We start from the raw sequence: 18,753 nt of genomic DNA, 5'->3' as shown, positions 1-18,753 counted from the left end.
GACAAAAAGCCTCCCTGTGCAGGATCATAAACCTGCACGGGGAGGCTTTGCTATGCCCGGAAAGCTGAGCTGAAAACGCGCTTATTTTATTATTTCATGCCGTTCCGGAACTTGTTTCATGGAGACCCGGAACTGCGTCTTCTGGGGGTCGATGCACGTCACGACCACCTTTACAACGTCGCCTTCCTGCACAAAGTCGTGGATATCGGACACATAGCAGTCGGCGATATCTGAGATGAACAGTGCTCCGTTCACAACAGTGCCCTTGTGGCGGACGCCGATCTCCACAAAGGCAGACTTGGCGATTATGCCGACGATCTTACCATAATAGACCTGCCCTTCCTCAAGGTCCTCAAACGGAATGATCCGAGCCGGTATGGAATCCGCCACAGGTGCGGCGGTCGGGCGCAGAAAATCGCTCCAGGTATCGACTGCGTCGTTCATGATAGCAGTCAGCGTGCGGCCAAGCATCCCGCTCTGGAAGCACTCCCTGCCGCACAAATAAACCCCGCGCGACCGGCACTTCATGGCATAGTTGCTCAGCACATAAGTCCCATTGGCAGCAAGGATAAACATCGGCAGCGCAGGAGCTGCCAGAACCGCCTTGCTGTTCAGCCCGAAATGCTCCGCCTCATAGCGGATCTCATAAGCGACCATGTTCAGATAATTCAGATCCGGATCTGCAAACGCACCCTCGTTGCGGGCTTTTACGCTGATGAACAAAGACCGGTCTGCGCTGGTGCAGAGAACATCGATCTCATTCCGGATCTCGGAGCCTACCGAATGACGGAAGGAAAGGCCGTTTTCCACATCATCAAAGCCACAGTCCAGCAGAGCGGTATAATACACATAGGCTTCTGCCAGATTGCCGGCTTTTTCCATGATATGCCGCATTTCCTGGCTGGCAAGCCGGAACGTACAGGTTTTCGGGTCACTGTAGACAACATCATAGATCCCGCCCAATTCCGTGAGCCGCTGCAGGATCGTCTTATGCCCCTTGAGGTACGCCGGATTATCATCTGCCAGCGAAACCGTACAGTGGAGGCCGGATACCTGCAGGGTCTTATGGTTATAATTCAGGCTGAAGGTCATGGTCTGCGGATCAAATCCATCGCAGAGGGACTGCAGCGCCGCCTGGAACTGCGCAGCATCCGTGATGCCGGGCCGGACTGAAAAAAGGATCGTCCGTGCCGAACCATAGACCGAATCAAACGAGATATCCCGGATATACTGGAGCTGCACCATCTGCTGCAGCACCGGGAAGAGCTTTTGTGCCACAGCCTGCTGTGTCCGGATCGTGACTTCCCCGCCTTCTCCGGCAAAGGGAAAGGTATACGTCCGGTCATCCGGCAGAGCGATCCGTTTGTCAGGAAGCGTGTTCCAGTACATACTGTTCTGCAGGAAGAGATCCCACAGCGGCTGGTAAATGTTCTCCAGGCCTGTGATCCGGGAGGATTCCACGCCGATGGTGTCTGCGCCGTTGATGGAGAACATCTGCTCCACCGTAAAGCCCTGCTTCGGGAACGGGTACTCCAGTTCCTCTGCACGGGAAATATTCAAGAAGGTGCCACCGCAGTTGTAGAACACCCCGCAGCCCTGCGTATCCGCATACTCCATCGCGGCAGCTGTCAGGAGCGGATCCGCTCCACTGACATCAATGTACGCCGGAGCTGCCGAAAACAGCATGCTCATTTCATCGACAAGTGCCTTGCGCTCCAGCAGCGGAACAAACACGAGATCCTCGCGTTCCTCGTCTGCGGTGCCGCACAGTTCATTGGGTACAAAGATGGAGTATTCAAATTCCGTTTCCTGCAGGTAATGGGAAACATAGCGTTTCAGGTTTGCAAGCACTGTATCGATCTGAGCAAGCTCCATTGCGGTACGGGCAATCCCCACAAACGTGACCGCCGCAGGATCCATCTGCTGGATCGATGCAATGTTGTCCGTTGTTTTGGAGGAAAGCAGTTTAAGAACCACCGGACGGAACTGATGGGTCAGGGCATAAGGAATGCCCCGGCACAGGATCCGGTCCTGTTCCTTGTAATCCTTCCGGGAAACGTATTCAATGAGCGATCCCATCTCTGCCTGCAAATTATCCAGGATAGAGGTCAGCACCGCAGCGTGCACACCGTCATCGGCCCGGATCTGGTCATACAGTTTTTTCCACGACCGACGATAAAGGGAAATCGCGCTTCTTTTGTGGATCCGCAGTTCAGACACTGCAAGAGACAGCTGTTTGAACGACTCATATGCAGAAAGGGGAAAGCTTGCATTGTCCGCGAGCAGATCCTGGATCGTTTTCAGCAGGCTGTCCACCGTGCTGGTGTGTGCTTCTGCATTTTCTCTGCATTTCTGATGGAGCAGCAGTGTCATCTGATCCAGCGGGTCGAGTCCGGGGTCGGATACCGTGCCGGATTCTGCCGCCTGCCAGATCTCCTGTGTGATAGAGGAAACTCCGGTGTGATCTACCGGCAGCAAGCAGGTATGCCACTTCTGCGCAGAACTGTGGGTGGTATTGCCGTCCCGGTAAATCAAGGTCTGATCCTGCAGCTGCCGGTATCCGGCAAAGATCTTGCTGAATACCCAGCGGTCGTGTTCCACCGATGCCAGCCGGTCGATGAGAGCCGGCTCCTTTGCGATGCGTGCAGAAAACTCTTTGGCCGCCTGCTTCAGGTCGCTGCAGGAAATGCCGCAGCAGAGGAGCTTTGCCTTGATGTGGATGGCTGCCTCCATGTTGGACACATAGGTATACTTATCATGGTAAAAATCGTGGAGCACGCTGTTGGCGGAATACCGGCTGTCCGCCGAGCGAATGTAGGAACTGTGGAGGTTAAGGCCGATTTTTTCCAGTTCCTCCGAAAACTCTGCCCCATCGGCATCGAAACCAAATGGAATCAGCTCGGCCTGTTCTGTGGACGGCATCGTCAGCCCAGGCTTCTTTTTTCTCTGCACATAGGCGATCAACACCGGCTCATCGCGTCCGCAGCTGCCAAACGCCCGTGCAAGCTCGGCATTTTTCTCATCGGTTCCGGTTGAAATGATGACATACCGATAATCGCTGTGTTCCCCGGCAAGCTGCTGCATTCCCTCTGCTGTCAGCTGTGCTTTCTCAAAAGAAAGCGTGCACCGGTTATCCTCCATCTCACTTTCAGAGACCCGCTTGTTCATGCAGGAGATTGCCGAAAAATGTGGCAGATAGGGTACCTTCTGAAGGAGCGTGTCCACGCACTGCGACGGGTTGGAACTTGCCAGCGTGATATGAAGCGCTGTGTCGAGAAGCTGCCCGTTCGTTGCGACTGTCGGCAGGATATCATCCAGGATCCGCTGGCCATAACCGATCAGAAGAACTTTCAGCTCTCCTGCGTCATCCCGGTAAGGATAAAGGGGATGACGGTCCAAAAAGCTGAAAAGTGATAGCCTGAACCCGGTAAAACTTTTCATATATCCAACTCCTTTTTACATTTTGAGATTCACGCCCTGAGTTTATGGTTTTATCATATCACACCTGCCGGACTGTAACAAGGAAAATCTCAATGTTTCCTGCATACAGTCCCGATGATCTTCCCTTTGAATTTTCCCCCTTGGCACACAAAACCCACTATTTGTTTTGTATCAGGATGAAAAAAGCCAGACCTTTCACGCCCAAGGAAAGGTTCGGCTTTTCTCTATGAGCCACTTTCATTCCCAACTTTCAGGTAAAATCTGTTTTTTTGCACCGGTGAAAGAAAACCATCTGATATCTTTATGCCAGACAAAAGAGACCAGACCGCACTGCAGCCTGGAGTTCTCAGGAAAAGGAAAGGAGAGTTCGACCATGAGCAACTGCAACCTCATCATGTTCCGGGCGAGCGGCAGAAGCGCTCCGGCAGACAGACAGGCGGAAGATCCCCAATCGGTCTCTGTTCAGGATAAGGCTTGCTTGTACGACAGGGTCATCCCATTCGGGGAGATTGCAACGCTTTTAAAAGCACGGGAGGATCAAGGCAATGGCAAAACGTAAGACCCGATCTTTGAACATCCCGGCAAAGTACCCGGACAGAGCCGACCGCATGATCCTGGGCGATGGTTGCATCTTCAGTACAGACTGCCGGAAAACCGGACTGAATAACAATATCCTTGTCGTGGGCGGCAGCGGCTCCGGCAAAACGGTTTCGATCGTGGAACCATTCCTTCTGGAATCCTTTTCGCGCTCGATCGTCTGTTCTGTTACAAAGCGCGGGATCGTGAACAAATTCATCCCGCTGCTGCAAAACCGGGGGTATAAGATTCTGGATCTTGATTTTGTCCATCCATCGCGTGGAAATGTCTGCTTTGATCCGCTGGACTATATCAACAGCTTTGCCGATATTTCGTTCCTGTCCCAGAGCATCATATCCGGAACAAGAAGAAACCATAATCCGGACCCCTATTGGGATGAATCGGCAGCTTCCCTTCTCAACGCTCTGATTGCCGAGACACTGATGCTGAAAGATGACCCGACATTTGCGGATGTACTGGAAACGATCGATTCCCTTTCCATTTCCTCACGCTATGATGAACTGGTCACAACCGATCTGGACGAAAAGTTCAAGTTTCTGGAATCAAAAGATCCGCTCAATTACGCTTCTTCCAACTGGCGGACTTTCAGCAATCTGCCTGTCAAAACAGCGGGCTGCGTGTTCAGCACGCTGCATTCCATTATAGATTCGACTTTTACCCCTGAACTGCGTGTGATGCTCCGGATGCGGAAAAGGCTCCGATTTGAGCAGCTGGCCAATGAAAAGACAGCGCTTTTTATCACATCCAGCCCCGTCAATCCCAGCATTAACAGTTTTATCAGCCTGTTCTATGCCCAACTGTTCAAGGAACTGTTCGATTACGCAGAAAACCAGCCGGACGGAAAACTGCCCGTTCCCGTCCACCTGATTGCAGATGATTTCGCTACCGGCTGTCCTGTTCCGCTATTTGACCAGTACATTTCGATCCTGCGTGAAAAGCAGATCTCAGTCACCCTTCTCATCCAGTCGGAAACGCAGCTGGCTTCTCTTTACGGAGATGGCCCGGCAACTACGATCAGAAACAATTGTGATACCTATGTCTACATGGGCAGTAACGACCTGGCAACCGCACAGAATATCAGTGTCCGCGCCAATGTTCCGCTGAAGGATATTCTGGAGATGCCCATTGGCAGCCAGATCCTGTTCCGGCACGGTTCCAAACCGCATTACGGACAGCGTTACAATACGTTTGCGAACGCGGAATATCAGAATGTCCTCCGGGAATACGAGAAACGTGTCGCAAAAGAATTCAGACTTCGGCAGAGAGTCCGTTCCGGGCAGAAAGCAAATCCGGAAAATGATGATGCAAACCGCCGGCACACTGCGTTTTTGCAGGAAATCTTCATCCGTGTTCCATCAGAAAAATCGTTCGTTGGCAGCGTTTCGGCCGAGGAGCCAGATCTGTTGGCACAGCTTTTTGAAGAATAAAAAAGGAGGATCCTTATGACAGGAATCAAACGATCAAGCAAACAAATCCTGCCGATGGTCATCGGCAGCACACTGGTCCTGGGTCTGATCTGGCTGAACACTTTCATTCATCAGAACAGTTTCAGCGACAGTTATGGAGATTTTTCGTTCCTCATAGAAATTATCCCGGCCATCAGCCTTGCAACCCTGTTAAATACACTTGTGATGTTCCGGCCAGCCGTGTGGCAGTCTACATACAGCACAGCGGACTGTGCGCAGGATGCGGCATGGGGCGCGATTGCCATGATGGCTCTGCTTTTTTGCGAGATTAGGGGCCAAGGCAACGTTTCCTTTTTCTCGTATTCCAGTGTCGCGCTCGGAAGCTTCACATTCCCCAAACGATATATCTACGATTTTTGGGTCATCATCTGGTTCCCGATCCAGGTAGATGCCATTCTGCGGGCGATGAAACATGAGGACTTCAGTCGGGATGCCCAGCAAAACGGTTTCACCTCGCTTTTTGTCATGACGCTTGAAGAACTTCTGTTTTTTCAGGCAATGCCGAATATCTGGCAGTTCGATCTTCTGCTCCTCAATACGTTCACACTGGCTGTTGCAGTGTGGAAATATGTACCAACCGAATATGCCGAAAAATCCATCCTGCATGTTGGGCTGTATGCAATTATCCGAACGCTATGCCTGCCCCTGCAGCTGAAGCTTCCGGTGGAGGGTGATACCATCTGTATGCTCTCCAGTAACTGGGAGGCACTGAAAGTAGCGGTCCGTGAAATCGCAACGCATGCCGCGTTCTTTGGTACATCGGACTTTTTGAAAGTTTCCGCTGATGCACATTACTGGCTGGCAGACAATCGCACACCCGTGCTGCAGCTTCTGTACTATGGCGGCTGGGCTGCCGTGATCGGTCTGACTCTGGTTCTGGTTGGCTTCATCTGGGTGCTTGTAAAGCTGGTTGACTTCCGGAATGCCCGCGTCCATAAAGAATGGTCTGTATACGCTACCGCAGCAGGGATGCTTTCTTACCGTGCCGTGTGCGGGATGTTGTACGGTTTTGGCGCTCCCTGGCCGGTCACTCTGCCTTTTCTCGGCAGGAACAGCCTGCTGGATCTGCCGGTCTTTGCCCTCATACTGTGGGGTGCATGGGAGAACATCCAGATTTCCAGACACCAGCATCTGGAAGATACGTTCGTTCCAGCTGAAACACTTCTTGACGCAGGCGATCAGTTGCATTGTCAGGTCCACAATCCAGATGGCACCCCCTGCACTACGGACTATCTATTTGACGAACCGGTTCTTGTTTCAGGCAAAGAAGGTGAGCTTTCGTGTACTGCCGATGAATACGCTCTGCCGGAAAAGTCATTCACAGTCTTTACAACGACAGTTGATTCCCGCACGATCCGGTTCATCCTGGAACACGAACCCGATGAATGGGTGCTCCCGGATTCGTCCACAAACGAACTTCAGCAACGGGTCCGACAGCGGTACAGTGCGTATCATGCCCCTGTTTCGATGGAAGGCGTACATACAGATGAATACATGGAGGAACCATACGATGAAGATCCTGAAACTGTTTAAAAAATATTTTTGCCTTACAGCCGTCAGCATTGCACTGCTTGGCCTGGTGCTTGCCGGGTGGAAATTCAGCCTTCAGGCGGCCAGACAGGCGCAGAAAGTGAATTCGATCAATGCGTGGATACAATTTGACACTGCATTGGAACAGATGTTGTCCGCCTGAAGCATCTTGTCGGTCTGCGAAATGTAAGTGTCACAAACCGGCTCTTATTTCAGTTCAGAAGTTACTTTCCGTATCCTGATACAGCGAGTTCGTTTTGACCTCGGCGGCGCTGCCCGCAAAGGCGCGAGCGGCGGCTGGACGCTGGAAACGCTCCGGAACATGGCCTTGGAGCAGAACTTTGCCTGTGCCGTGGTCTTTCTGGGCGGCGGCAGCAGCGTCGGGGAAATTCTGGAAAATGCAGATCTCTCCCAGTGCGGCTATGTGAAAGAGATCCAGGAAAGCCGATATGTCTCTGCCCCGGATGGCGGGTACGAACTTTACTGCATCGTCCCGGCCTACGGTGCCACGCTGGCCGTCAATGAATGGGTGTGCAATGAGGGCAACGGCTTTGTGGGCGAGACCGGGCAGGTGCTCTACCGCAGCGACGAGGCAGACCCCATCCTGCTTTTCTGCAATGTCAGTGATATCATCCCCAGCACCGAAGTCGTCATCACGACCCGGCAGGGAGATGTTCTGGACTGGAACCCCTGCCTTTCCCTTCAGGACGGCACGGTGAACACCCCGTGGAACCTCGGTGGCGGCGTATGGGACCTGACGAGATACGAAAAAGAGCCTTTTGAGGGTTGATGGTCTGCGTTGGCCCGGGGCGAAGACGGGCAGGCACTCAGCCTGAACCTGCTTTTTGAAAGGTCCGGCAACGAGCTTTATTACAGCTATGGCCCGGGCAACCGTGCGCCGATTGCAGAGTACAGCGGCAGCTGGCTGATTCTGGACGGCGAAGGCGGTGCATGGGATACGCCCCGGCAGATCAAATTTACCCTTTTCAGCCGAACCGATGGCGCAGCAGATCTGTCAGGTATTTTCGAGGTCACGCGCCGGTCGGACGGTCGGCTGGAAATGACCCATCTGGATGGCGACCCGCTTCTGTCCGGCCCGACTTCCGGAACGCTGCTTCTGGATCCTGAGAGCTGAGACAGTCTGAGCCGGATCCCGGACCATGGAGGAATGATATGATGAAACACACAAAAAAGATCACCATCCTGCACTCCAACGATATGCACGGCGATTTTCTGGCCGAACAGCTGGATGACAAACTGGTAGGCGGCGTGTCGATGCTTTCGGGCTATGTGGAAAAGGTGCGCAGCGAAGAAAAAATGTTCTCTATGCCATTGCAGGCGATATGTTCCGCGGCTCGGTCATCGATTCGGAATACAAGGGGCTTTCCACGATCGAGATCATGAACGCCCTCGCCCCGGATATCGTCACCATCGGCAACCATGAGGTGGATTACGGTGTCGCGCATCTGCTTTTCATCGAAAAGCTGGCGCGATTCCCCATCATCAACGCCAACCTCTACATCAAGCACACCCAGACGCGGCTGTTCACGCCGTATAAGATTTTACAGATAGATGGGATGAACATCCTTTTCATCGGCATCATCACACAAGACGTGATCAACCAGACAAAATCCGAATCCCTCATCGGCTCCTTTGTAGATACGGCAGCCGCAGCGGTGGAAGTGGGCAAGATCTGCAACGCCCACAACAGCATCGACATTGATTTTACGGTCCTGCTCACTCACATCGGCTTTGAAGAGGATCGGCGGCTTGCCAGCCAGCTGGACCCGGCCTGGGGTGTGGACCTCATCATCGGCGGGCATTCCCACACCTTTTTGGAACAGGCATGGGAAGAAAACGGCATTGTAATTACACAGACCGGGACCGGGACGGATCAGATTGGCCGGTTCGACATCGTAGTGGACACCGACAACAACTGCATCGACTCCTACACATGGAAGTCCGTTCCCATCATCGACAAAAACTGTCCTCGGAACCCGGTGATGGAACAGGTCATTGCACAATTCTCCTGTCAGGTAGATGAAAAGTATAATCACATCGTGGCGCGGTTCCGCCGGGAACTGACCCACCCGGAGCGCAATCAGGAAACGGAGCTGGGCGACCTGCTGGCCGATATCTTTACCCAGAGCCTTGGCGTGGATGTCATGCTGCTGGGTTCCGGCAGCATCCGGGCCGAAAGGCTGGGACCTGTTGTGACCTACAGAAACCTGACCGAGGCGTTCCCCTACGATGACGGCGTGTATCTGTTCAAGGTCACCGGCAGACAGCTGCGGCATATGCTGCGTTTTATGCTGCGGGAAGAATCTTTCGCGGGCCACACTGAGTTTTACCAGATCCCGGCAGCGCTCCGCCTGCGGTACAGCCGCAGCAACCATGATTTTGAGTCGCTGACCTACAAGGGTGAGGAAGTAACAGACGAGAGAATTTTCACCGTCGGGATGCAGAATTTCCACTTCCAAAACATCACCAGCTTCTTCGATGTCACTCGGGAGGAAATCGCCCGCCTGCAAAAGCCCCGTACCATTGCAACCTCCTGTCAGGATGTGCTTATAGAATACTTTCAGGAGTACGAGTGGCTGGATCACTGGCTGGATGGCCGGATCACCGTAACACCATAACAGGAAAGGGCGGATCCTATGAAACGATCCTTACGGAGGCAGCGGAAAATGGCATTTCTCGCTTCGCTGCTGGGAATAACACTTGCGATGCCGGGGTGCACCAGAACGCCCAAAGCATCTTCAGTTCCCATCACTGAGGTACAGAAGATCAGCTTTTCGCAACAAGGGATGGCACGCGCTGCAATCACCAACCGGATCATCCGCCGTACCGATCAAGGTGCAGAGATCGTGCTGGAACTCTGGGACGGTGAGGAGCCGGATTCTGTGTATCCTACAGATGCATCGGTCCTGCAAGAGGCCAGAGAACTTCTTGAGACCTACGATGTCGGCAGCTGGAACGGTTTCAAAGGCAGCAACCGTGCGGTGCTGGATGGTGAAAGCTTCGGTTTCTACGTTGAATTTACAGATGGCTCTACGATCTCGGCGTATGGGACCAATTCGTTCCCACCGCATTATCGGGAAGTATACAGTGCCCTGTGGGATCTGACTGCTCCTGCGCAGGAAGCCTATGAACTGGAACACCCGGAGGAATCGTCCACTCTCTGAGTGCGAAGAATCGTGTTGAATCAGGAAAGGCGGCCTGCATCCAACGGATGCAGTTCACGGGTTTGGGTGTTCCCAACAAGTATTTTGCAACGCAAAATAAGCAGATGTATATACGTCTGCACTGCTTGCGGGTACTATGAAGCCTCTCAAACTGCCCTCCAATTTTGAAGATTATTTTGCAAGCCAGACCGTCCGTTTTCAAGTTTAACTTGAAGCGGACGGTTATTTTTGTGCAAAACGAAATGCACGCAGCTAAAGCAAGTTGCACGCAAAAGCGGAGGCGATACCTCCGGTTTTTTGTGTCTAAACCGGAGGTGCGACCTCCTGAAAATTCAACGAGATTTCTGCTATGATAAAAGCGATCCAGTGGTTAGCCGGAACTAAAGCTTCCGGTTTTTGCCCATAAAAGCCGAAAAAAGGCCTCAAAACCGGAACGAATACTTCCTGTTCAGTAGCCAAAGGATACTGTATACTTATTCCATGGACCTTGAAAACCGCATGACCGTCTGCATGGAATACCCGGCGAAGACCCCGCAAGGGTGAGCCGGAAAACGCCGCTGGAAAGGGGCAGGAACACCATGCAGAGAGAACGGCGTAAGAATAATGATATTCTATTTCATTTCAGAAAGGATGATTTGCCTATGACAAAACTGAGCCAACTCAAAATTGACCCGGAGTTCCAGCGTCAGATCAATCCTCCAACATTTGAAGAAAAACACCAACTGGAAATGAACATCCTCAAGGAAGAGCGTGTGCTGAATCCGATCATCACTTGGAACGGCTACATTGTTGACGGACACACGCGCTATCAAGTCCTTCAAAAATATCCATTTATTCCGTTTGAAGTCATCGAGAGAAAATTTTCTAACCGTTATGAAGCACTGGCATGGATCTGCAAGAATCAGCTGGGTCGGCGTAATCTGACCCCAGAGCAGAAAAAGTTCCTGATTGGAAAGCAGGCAGAAGCGGAAAAGCAAATCAAATCGTTTCACGGCAATCAGTACACCTTGGCACCCGAAAGTGGTCTGGTTCAAAATGAACCAAACCACCAAAAGCATGGTTCGCGTTCAAAAGTTGCAGCAGAGAATGGAACATCTGAAAGTTATGTTTACCGTGCAGAACAATTTGCAAAAGGTGTGGAAGCGGCGGAGGAAGCAGTACCCGGTGTGCAAGAAGAAATCCTGAGCGGAAAGATTCGTGCAACTGACCGTGAAATTTCCTCGATTGCAAAGATTCCAAAGAAAAAGCGTCCCGAAGTTGTGGCAGAGTTGCGTAAGCCTAAAGCTGAACGGAATTCCAGTATCACGGATTCTTATTCTTCGCCTTCAAAGGACAATGAGTTTATAACGACCTTCAAGCGAGACATTCAGGGGCATAAGAAAGGACTCAACAAGGAAGAAAAACAGAATCTCAAGGATGTCGTCAAGAGTATCTATTCGCCTCGCCGTTTGGCAGATGGCGAAGCCATGATGTGTGAGATTCAGGGCGCACAGGAGGATTTTGTGCGGCGGTGGGAAATGTGTTTTCGTGAATACCCCGATATTCTTACCGAACCAAAGAACAATGAGAAACTGCTGGTGTTTATCGACCGCGCCAGCCGGTATCTTCAGACCGTAAAAGACCGCTTGAACAGTGATGGAAACCATCAATCTCAATGCTAACGCTGACTTCTCCGAAGATCACTGCCTGCACATTTATCAGGGCAAGATTCGCCCGGAGTAACTCAAAATCCCATTTGGGCTTTTCATACCGGGCATCTTGATGGGGATTCTGCTCCCCATGCCCTCATACAGAACCGTCCGTTTCTGATGGTTGGCTTGATGAAAATTCATCTTGCAGCCACAATGCTCCCGCCTCGTGGGTGGATGAAATTTTGAAAATTTCAAAAAATTGTATATGAAACTGCCCTTGCGGATTCCTATTTGTGAGACAGCAAAAAATCTGTAAAGATTTTGAAAGTACCTTGCGAAACGGGCTTTCTCCAATTCTAAGATTGAAAACCAGTGTTCCTTGACAACAGAATCGTCGACTGCAAGCCAATATAACTTTCCGGTGAAGTGCCGCCAGGACAAGAGCGCACCAAGGAAAGCCAGAACGCCGGAGTGAATCGGGCAGGAATAGCTTGCGGAGAGACCGACAGCAAAAAACCGGACAAGCAGACAGCAGGGATTCGCAAATCTCTGTTGAATGGTTGTTCGGTGCAGGGTGTGGGATGCAGTCCCACACGTCCCCGATGATGCCCTGCATCTCGGCTGCTCACCATTTTTATGGGGAGCCAAAATCTGAAAATTGCAGATTTTCAGATTTCATCGAGGGACTGGGGAGTGAAATCTCCAGCAAGTTCGCCGTCGGCCAAAATTACGAAAGTGAGTTTTGAGGCGACACGGGCGAATCTTGCGCTTACAATTCTCAGCCCCCTAAAGCACCATGATAGAACGTAAAAATTGGAGGTGAAGATTATTTCAGACTACTTGAAAGCCAATATGCCACTGCCGCAGTATCTGCCCTATGCCCGGTTTCTTCTCGACGCTGACCTGAGCCACACGTCAAAGCTGCTCTACACGCTCCTGCTCGACCGTGCCACACTCTCGCAGAAAAACAACTGGGCCGATTCACAGGATTGCATTTATGTGGTCTATCCGCTTTCCAATCTGGCGAAAGATTTGGGGTGCTGCGTTTCCAGTGTGACACGCTCTTTTGCTGAACTGGAAAAAGCGGAACTTGCCGAGCGGGTGCGCAGCGGATTTTCCAAACCCAGCCATATTCTGCTTAAAGTTCCGCATACTGTGCAGAATTGCGCAGTCACAGTATGCACCAGTGCGCAGTCTGATTGTGCAGAAACGCGCAGCATGATTGCGCAAAAATGCACACCTAACCAACGTAATAAGAACAACCTGAATGATAACCACCTGATAAGAACAAACACGGCTCGCCTATCATTGGGAGAATACCAGAATGTCTTTCTGACGGACAAAGAGTACAAGCGGCTCAAGGCTGACTTTGTAGGGTTGGACAGTCTGATCGAGCAGTTGTCCTCTTATATCCAGTCCACCGGAAAGAAGTATACTGACCATGCCGCTACACTTCGTATCTGGGCGAAGCGGCAAAAGTCAGAGAAAAAGACAATACCGGGCATCCCGGACTACACCTTTGCGGAAGGAGAAAGCCTATAAAGACGATTGAGAAAATTTTGGAAAACCCCGTTTCAAGTATGCCCAGAAACGCAGCGGACTATCACGGAGACAACGGTCTGCTTTATTGCAGCAAGTGCCAAACGCCCAAAGAAGCCTTCTTTCCCAAAGGTCTTGTTCTGATGGGAAGGAACAAGCATCCGGTAGAATGTGCCTGTCACAAGGCCGAACGGGAGCGGCAGGAGACAACTGTTAAGGAGCAGAAGCACCTCGACCTTGTGCGGCGGCTGAAAGCAGATGGCTTTTCGGATTCTGCGATGCTGAACTGGATATTTGCAAACGACAATGGGCGCAGCCCGCAGATGCACCATGCACACCGTTATGTGGAGCAGTGGCAGACCATGCACTCAGAGAACATTGGGCCGCTGCTCTGGGGCGGTGTTGGCACCGGCAAGAGTTTCCTTGCCGGGTGCATTGCAAACGCTCTGATGGAGCAGGAAGTGCCTGTGTGCATGACAAACTTTGCTCATGTCCTGAACGAATTGAATAATAGTTTCTCCGGGCGCAATGAGGTCGTAGACCGGCTGTGCCGCTATCCGCTTCTCATCATTGACGACTTCGGGATGGAGCGCGGCACAGAGTATGCGCTGGAACAAATCTACAACATTGTAGACAGTCGCTACCGCAGCCGAAAGCCTCTGATCGTCACGACCAATCTGACACTGGATGAGATCCGGCACCCACAGGATACTGCTCACGCCCGCATCTATGACCGCCTGTTGGAGATGTGCGTGCCCATCTCCTGTATTGGTGTCAGCTTACGGAGAGAAAACGCACAAGAAAAGCTGGAACGGCTGAAAGCATTGATTGGATAATCCGAGATAGATACCTGAAAAAGAACTGCTGGATATGCAATATTGCATCCGGCTATAAGGATATGGAGGTCTGCCTATGAAGGATGTCCCAATCTGGGAAAAGAGCAATTTAACGCTGGAGGAAGCTGCGGCTTACTCCGGCATTGGCATCAACAAGCTACGTTCATTATCGGATAAGGAGCATTGTCAGTTCGTGCTGTGGGTGGGTTCCAAGCGGCTCATCAAGCGGCGCAAGCTGGATGAATACACGGAGCGAATGTACTCGCTTTGAAAATGTCCCGGATATTTTTCAAAACGTCTTGCAGAGAATGGCGTATCTGTGGTACTATGAACACAGAACAACGCTCTTTTCTGCACCGCGATGTAGAAAGGAGCAACGCTCATGGCAACAAATCAGAATACGAAACGCAAGGACAAGGCGCGTGTGGTTCTCCGCAAAGGGGAATCCCAGCGCAAAGATGGCAAGTACGATTTCCGTTGGACTTCTCCGGATGGCAAGCGACATTCTATTTATGCCGCGACCTTAGAGGAACTTCGGGAAAAGGAAAAAGACATCCAGTTGGATTCACTGGAAGGCATCAAGGCAGAAGCGCGGTATGTCACCCTGAATGATGTGTTCACCCTGTGGGCAAAGGTGAAGCGTGGTCTGAAGGACAACACTTTCCAGAACTATCTGTACCTTTATCGGCAGTTCGTGGAGCTGGATTTCGGCAAATCGAAGGTGTCTGCGCTCAAAAAGTCGGATGTGAAGCAGTTCTACAACACGCTGGCAGACGAGCGGGGTTTGCAGATTTCCACGATTGAAAGCGTACACACGGTTCTGCATCAGGTGCTGGACATGGCGGTGGATGACTGCTATCTGCGGAGCAATCCCTCGGACAATGTTTTGCGGGAGCTGAAAAAGGCACACCAGTTTGAAACCAACCGCCGTAAGGCATTGACCGTCGCAGAGCAGAATCTTCTGCTGTCCTACCTCTCCAAAACGCCGAAGTACCAGCATTGGTATCCAATTTTCGCGGTTATGCTGGGAACGGGACTGCGCGTAGGAGAAGCCACTGGTCTGCGCTGGTGCGATGTGGATTTTGAGGAAGGGACGATTTCCGTCAACCACACGCTGGTCAACTACGACCACCGTGAGAACAACGGTGGTAAGAAGGGCTGCTACTTCAACTGCCACTCGCCCAAAACGAAGGCTGGTGTCCGCACTGTTCCGATGATGGACTTCGTGAAAGAAGCCTTTGAAAAGGAACGTGCCTATCAGGAAGAAGCAGAGATCCGCTGCACGGTAACGGTGGACGGTTACACGGACTTCATCTTTGTCAACCGCTTTGGTGAGTGTCAGCATCAGGGAACGCTGAACAAGGCCATCCGGCGCATCATCCGGGACTGCAACGATGAAGTGCTGACGAAGAATCCGAATAGTACCGTACTTCTGCCGCGTTTCAGCTGCCACACCCTGCGGCATACCTTCACGACCCGCATGTGCGAAGCGGGCGTGAACATCAAGGTGATTCAGGATGCGCTGGGACACTCGGATATTTCCACGACCTTGAACATCTACGCGGATGTGACCAAGGAATTGCGGAAGTCCGAATTTGAAAATCTTGACCGTCAGTTCGCACAGTGGAAAGACCCTGAAGAATAAAATAAAGCGTACGCCAAATACGCCATACGCCATTTACGCCATTTCATACGCCAAACGATACAGTTCGGATAAAGGCTTGTGTAGAGACGTAAATGGAAGGGCAAAAATCAACCCTTGCGGTGTAGAGTAGTATCAAGAAATAAAGGCTTATAACTGCTCGTCGATGACATCCCCACGATGCGCCCTGAATCCAACTGAGCTACGTGGTAATCTTTGTGTCTCCGACAATGAAATACATCGCGGATTCCGACACGGAAAGTGTCAGAAAGCTGACATCCTTGACGGATTTCCGCATGGACTGACGGAGATGCAAAAAAATTCCCGCTAGGACAGACGGATTCTCACATTCTGGCTACCAGCAGAGAACTGTAAACGAGAAAACAGCCAAGAGGACATTTCACCATCAGCGATTGCTGACCGTGAGGTGTCCTCTTTCTATATCCTGATAACGCAAGTATACCACTACCCTTGACAAAGGAGAAGAATGTCATGGAACATAAAGCTGCTTCGTTTGAAGTTCCCGAACTGGAAAAAATTCTGGCCAAAAAGAAAAAGAGATACGTCGGCTACGAAGAAGGAATGGCTCTCTATTCGATGGGCAAGATTTCGTTCCGAAAGCTGGCACAGGAAGCTCACGCACTACTCCGCATAAAAAAGATAGCGATTATTGATCTGGACATTCTGGACGATTATCTGGAACAGCATCGCAGCAACAACTGAATCAGCGTTTTCTTACATAGCGCACTTTCCATCCGAAGGTGCGCTTTTTCTTTTGCCCGAAAATCAGAATCAAGGAGGTTTTGCACATGAAGAAATGCTTAGAGTTAAAAATTCGAGGACACACCAAATGACGCTCGACTATTTCTATGGGCAGTCGGGCGAACTGTTTTCCTACTTCCGCATCCCAAAGGCATTGTTTCAGGACAGCCGTTTCCGGCAGCTCTCCACGGATGCCCGGACGCTGTACGGTATCCTGCTCGACCGCATGAGCCTGTCGGTCAAAAACGGCTGGATGGACAAGCAGGGGCGGGTGTATATCATCTACACTGTCCGGGAAGTGCAGGAATCGCTCTGCTGCGCCGAACACAAGGCGGTCAAGCTGTTCCGGGAACTGGAGCAAATCGACCTGATCGAGCGCAAGCGGCGCGGTCTGGGCAGAACCAGCCTGATTTACGTCAAAGACTTCACCACAGGGCTGTCAAAAACGCACAATCTGAATTGCGCAAACAGCAATTCAGGCGTTGCCCAAAGCGCAGTTCAGGAGCGGCAAAAACCGCAAGCAAATAAGACTGATAAGAATAAAACAGAGTGGAACGATCCTGATCCTATCTATTCCGGGGGCATCCGGGAACAGCTTGAGGATTATTTTTATCGGGCGTTGGAGGTCGAGCTACTTCTCCGGCTCTGCCCGGACGATGAGGACATCATCTATCAGATCGTGGATTTGCTGGTGGATACCTGTGCCACCAAACGCAGGATGCTCCGAATCGCCGGGGATGATAAGCCTGCCGAGGTGGTACGCAGGCGGCTGAAAAAGCTGAATGCAGACCACATCCGCTTTGTGCTGAACAGCCTTACCGAAAATGCCACCCCGGTGCGGAACATGAAACAGTATCTGCTTGCCTCGCTCTACAATGCGCCCACGACCATGAATCTACACTATCAGAACTTAACGAACCATGATTTTGCGCACGGTTCCCGGAAGGTGGGGTGATGTTATCGCAAAGAAAGCAACGATTATCGCAGTCACGAACCAGAAAGGCGGTGTCGGAAAAAGCACCACCTGTGAAAATCTGGGCATTGGGCTGGCAATGGAGGGCAAGAAAGTTCTGCTGGTGGACACCGACCCGCAGGGCAGTCTTACCATCAGCATGGGCTGGCAGCAGCCCGATGAACTTCCCACCACCCTGTCCACTCTGATGCAGAAAGCCATGAACGACCAGCCCATTCCGCCCGGCGAGGGCATTTTGCACCATGCAGAGGGCGTTGACCTGATTCCTGCCAACATCGAACTGGCAGGGCTGGAAGTAGCTCTGGTGAACAGCATGAACCGAGAAAAGATGCTCAAACAGGTGTTGGACGGAGCAAAACAGGAGTACGATTATATCCTACTGGACTGTATGCCCTCTCTGGGGATGCTCACCATCAATGCTTTGGCGGCGGCTGACACCACACTGATTCCTGTACAGGCACAATACCTGTCTGCCAAAGGTCTGGAACAGCTTTTGCAGACCGTCGGCAAGGTGCGGCGGCAGATCAACCCGAAATTAAAAATCGAGGGCATCCTGCTCACCATGACGGACAGCCGCACCAACTACGGAAAGCAAATCGACACCCTGATACGCCAAGTATACGGCAGTAAAATCAAGGTGTTCGACCAGACCATTCCCCGGTCTGTCCGTGCCACCGAAACCAGTGCCGCAGGAAAGAGCATTTTCCGGCATGACCCAAAGGGCAAGGTGGCAGAAGCCTACCAATCTTTAGCGAGGGAGGTGTTGGCGGATGCCGAAAAGCGGCTTAAACGTAGCTCTGAAAGGGCTAGATGACCTGTTCAGTTCGGAGGAAACCCGGCAGGAAGAACAGCGGGAACAGGTACAACAGATTCCTGTGGATGAACTTTTCCCGTTTAAGAACCACCCATTCAAAGTTCTGGATACATTTGAACAGCTCGCAAAGGAAGCAGGAGCAATTTACAAGATTCGCCGTGTGGTGCTGGTGAATCTGGACATCTTTGATGAATATCTGGACACCTTCCGTATGTGAGCATTTTGCACCTCCGGCGCACCGCCGGAGGTCTTACATAAAACCCTGTTACCTGTTCTTGTGATTCCGGGCAGATTAGAGTATAATGAACATAATAACATTCGCACGATGGGAGGTGCC

Annotated in this window: 18 protein-coding genes and 2 pseudogenes; 19 read left to right on the top strand and 1 reads right to left on the bottom strand. The window is 51.6% G+C overall.

Annotated elements, in window-relative coordinates; all coding sequences use genetic code 11:
* Positions 1–81 precede the first annotated feature (81 nt).
* Entirely contained in the window at positions 82–3,441 is a 3,360-nt protein-coding gene (locus ACKXGA_RS07395; protein ID WP_423730372.1) for a S1 RNA-binding domain-containing protein, read from the bottom strand.
* Positions 3,442–3,814: 373 nt separating this feature from the next.
* Here ACKXGA_RS07395 and ACKXGA_RS07390 point away from each other — a divergent pair, with 373 nt between their 5' ends.
* The 19 genes and pseudogenes from ACKXGA_RS07390 to ACKXGA_RS07300 all read left to right on the top strand — a co-directional run.
* Entirely contained in the window at positions 3,815–4,000 is a 186-nt protein-coding gene (locus ACKXGA_RS07390; RefSeq protein ID WP_117477470.1) for a hypothetical protein, read from the top strand.
* Positions 3,987–5,465 carry a type IV secretory system conjugative DNA transfer family protein gene (locus ACKXGA_RS07385; RefSeq protein WP_423730371.1) on the top strand — a complete coding sequence of 493 codons (1,479 nt, stop codon included), beginning with the start codon at positions 3,987–3,989 and terminating at the stop codon, positions 5,463–5,465. The genes ACKXGA_RS07390 and ACKXGA_RS07385 overlap by 14 nt, the downstream gene beginning before the upstream one ends.
* A gap of 15 nt (positions 5,466–5,480) precedes the next feature.
* Positions 5,481–7,037 (top strand): hypothetical protein, encoded by a 1,557-nt coding sequence (locus tag ACKXGA_RS07380; protein WP_423730370.1) that lies wholly within the window; start codon positions 5,481–5,483, stop codon positions 7,035–7,037.
* Entirely contained in the window at positions 7,015–7,197 is a 183-nt protein-coding gene (locus ACKXGA_RS07375; protein ID WP_097839754.1) for a hypothetical protein, read from the top strand. Before ACKXGA_RS07380 ends, ACKXGA_RS07375 begins: the two co-directional genes overlap by 23 nt.
* A 27-nt stretch (positions 7,198–7,224) precedes the next feature.
* Positions 7,225–7,824 carry a hypothetical protein gene (locus ACKXGA_RS07370; protein ID WP_147322125.1) on the top strand — a complete coding sequence of 200 codons (600 nt, stop codon included), beginning with the start codon at positions 7,225–7,227 and terminating at the stop codon, positions 7,822–7,824.
* Positions 7,825–7,833: 9 nt separating this feature from the next.
* Entirely contained in the window at positions 7,834–8,169 is a 336-nt protein-coding gene (locus ACKXGA_RS07365) for a hypothetical protein (protein WP_117477466.1), read from the top strand.
* Positions 8,170–8,207: 38 nt separating this feature from the next.
* Positions 8,208–8,438 (top strand): hypothetical protein, encoded by a 231-nt coding sequence (locus tag ACKXGA_RS07360; RefSeq protein ID WP_242990457.1) that lies wholly within the window; start codon positions 8,208–8,210, stop codon positions 8,436–8,438.
* A complete protein-coding gene (locus ACKXGA_RS07355) occupies positions 8,378–9,673 on the top strand; it encodes a bifunctional metallophosphatase/5'-nucleotidase (RefSeq protein WP_242990455.1) in 1,296 nt (431 codons plus the stop codon). Before ACKXGA_RS07360 ends, ACKXGA_RS07355 begins: the two co-directional genes overlap by 61 nt.
* 48 nt (positions 9,674–9,721) lie before the next feature.
* Positions 9,722–10,219: a hypothetical protein gene (locus ACKXGA_RS07350; RefSeq protein ID WP_117477465.1), complete on the top strand. Its 498-nt coding sequence runs from the start codon at positions 9,722–9,724 to the stop codon at positions 10,217–10,219.
* Between the two features lie 641 nt (positions 10,220–10,860).
* Complete coding sequence (locus tag ACKXGA_RS07345; protein WP_097839750.1) at positions 10,861–11,880, top strand: hypothetical protein; 1,020 nt, start codon at positions 10,861–10,863, stop codon at positions 11,878–11,880.
* 789 nt (positions 11,881–12,669) lie between these two features.
* Positions 12,670–13,392: a replication initiator protein A gene (locus tag ACKXGA_RS07340; protein ID WP_242990462.1), complete on the top strand. Its 723-nt coding sequence runs from the start codon at positions 12,670–12,672 to the stop codon at positions 13,390–13,392.
* 38 nt (positions 13,393–13,430) lie between these two features.
* On the top strand, positions 13,431–14,225 hold the full coding sequence (locus ACKXGA_RS07335) for an ATP-binding protein (protein WP_117477463.1): 795 nt from the start codon (positions 13,431–13,433) through the stop codon (positions 14,223–14,225).
* A gap of 76 nt (positions 14,226–14,301) precedes the next feature.
* Positions 14,302–14,496, top strand: coding sequence for an excisionase (locus tag ACKXGA_RS07330; RefSeq protein ID WP_097785632.1), 195 nt, complete (start codon positions 14,302–14,304; stop codon positions 14,494–14,496).
* Between the two features lie 111 nt (positions 14,497–14,607).
* On the top strand, positions 14,608–15,870 hold the full coding sequence (locus tag ACKXGA_RS07325; protein WP_117477462.1) for a tyrosine-type recombinase/integrase: 1,263 nt from the start codon (positions 14,608–14,610) through the stop codon (positions 15,868–15,870).
* Positions 15,871–16,359: 489 nt separating this feature from the next.
* On the top strand, positions 16,360–16,590 hold the full coding sequence (locus tag ACKXGA_RS07320; protein WP_117477461.1) for a DUF6462 family protein: 231 nt from the start codon (positions 16,360–16,362) through the stop codon (positions 16,588–16,590).
* A 127-nt stretch (positions 16,591–16,717) separates the two neighbouring features.
* Positions 16,718–17,584 carry a DUF6017 domain-containing protein gene (locus ACKXGA_RS07315; protein ID WP_117477460.1) on the top strand — a complete coding sequence of 289 codons (867 nt, stop codon included), beginning with the start codon at positions 16,718–16,720 and terminating at the stop codon, positions 17,582–17,584.
* Positions 17,550–18,416, top strand: coding sequence for a ParA family protein (locus tag ACKXGA_RS07310; RefSeq protein ID WP_117477459.1), 867 nt, complete (start codon positions 17,550–17,552; stop codon positions 18,414–18,416). Before ACKXGA_RS07315 ends, ACKXGA_RS07310 begins: the two co-directional genes overlap by 35 nt.
* Positions 18,373–18,525, top strand: a pseudogene (locus tag ACKXGA_RS07305) (chromosome partitioning protein ParB); the annotation flags it as partial. The gene ACKXGA_RS07310 and the pseudogene ACKXGA_RS07305, both read left to right, overlap by 44 nt.
* Positions 18,526–18,528: 3 nt before the next feature.
* Positions 18,529–18,633 (top strand): annotated as a pseudogene (locus ACKXGA_RS07300) (DUF6462 family protein); the annotation flags it as partial.
* Positions 18,634–18,753: the final 120 nt, after the last annotated feature.

Source organism: Faecalibacterium hominis (ex Afrizal et al. 2022) (assembly GCF_049545105.1).
Taxonomy (GTDB): Bacteria; Bacillota; Clostridia; order Oscillospirales; family Ruminococcaceae; genus Faecalibacterium; species Faecalibacterium duncaniae.
The sequence above is the reverse complement of the archived record's forward strand: the minus strand, read 5'-3'. Positions and strand labels throughout refer to the sequence as shown.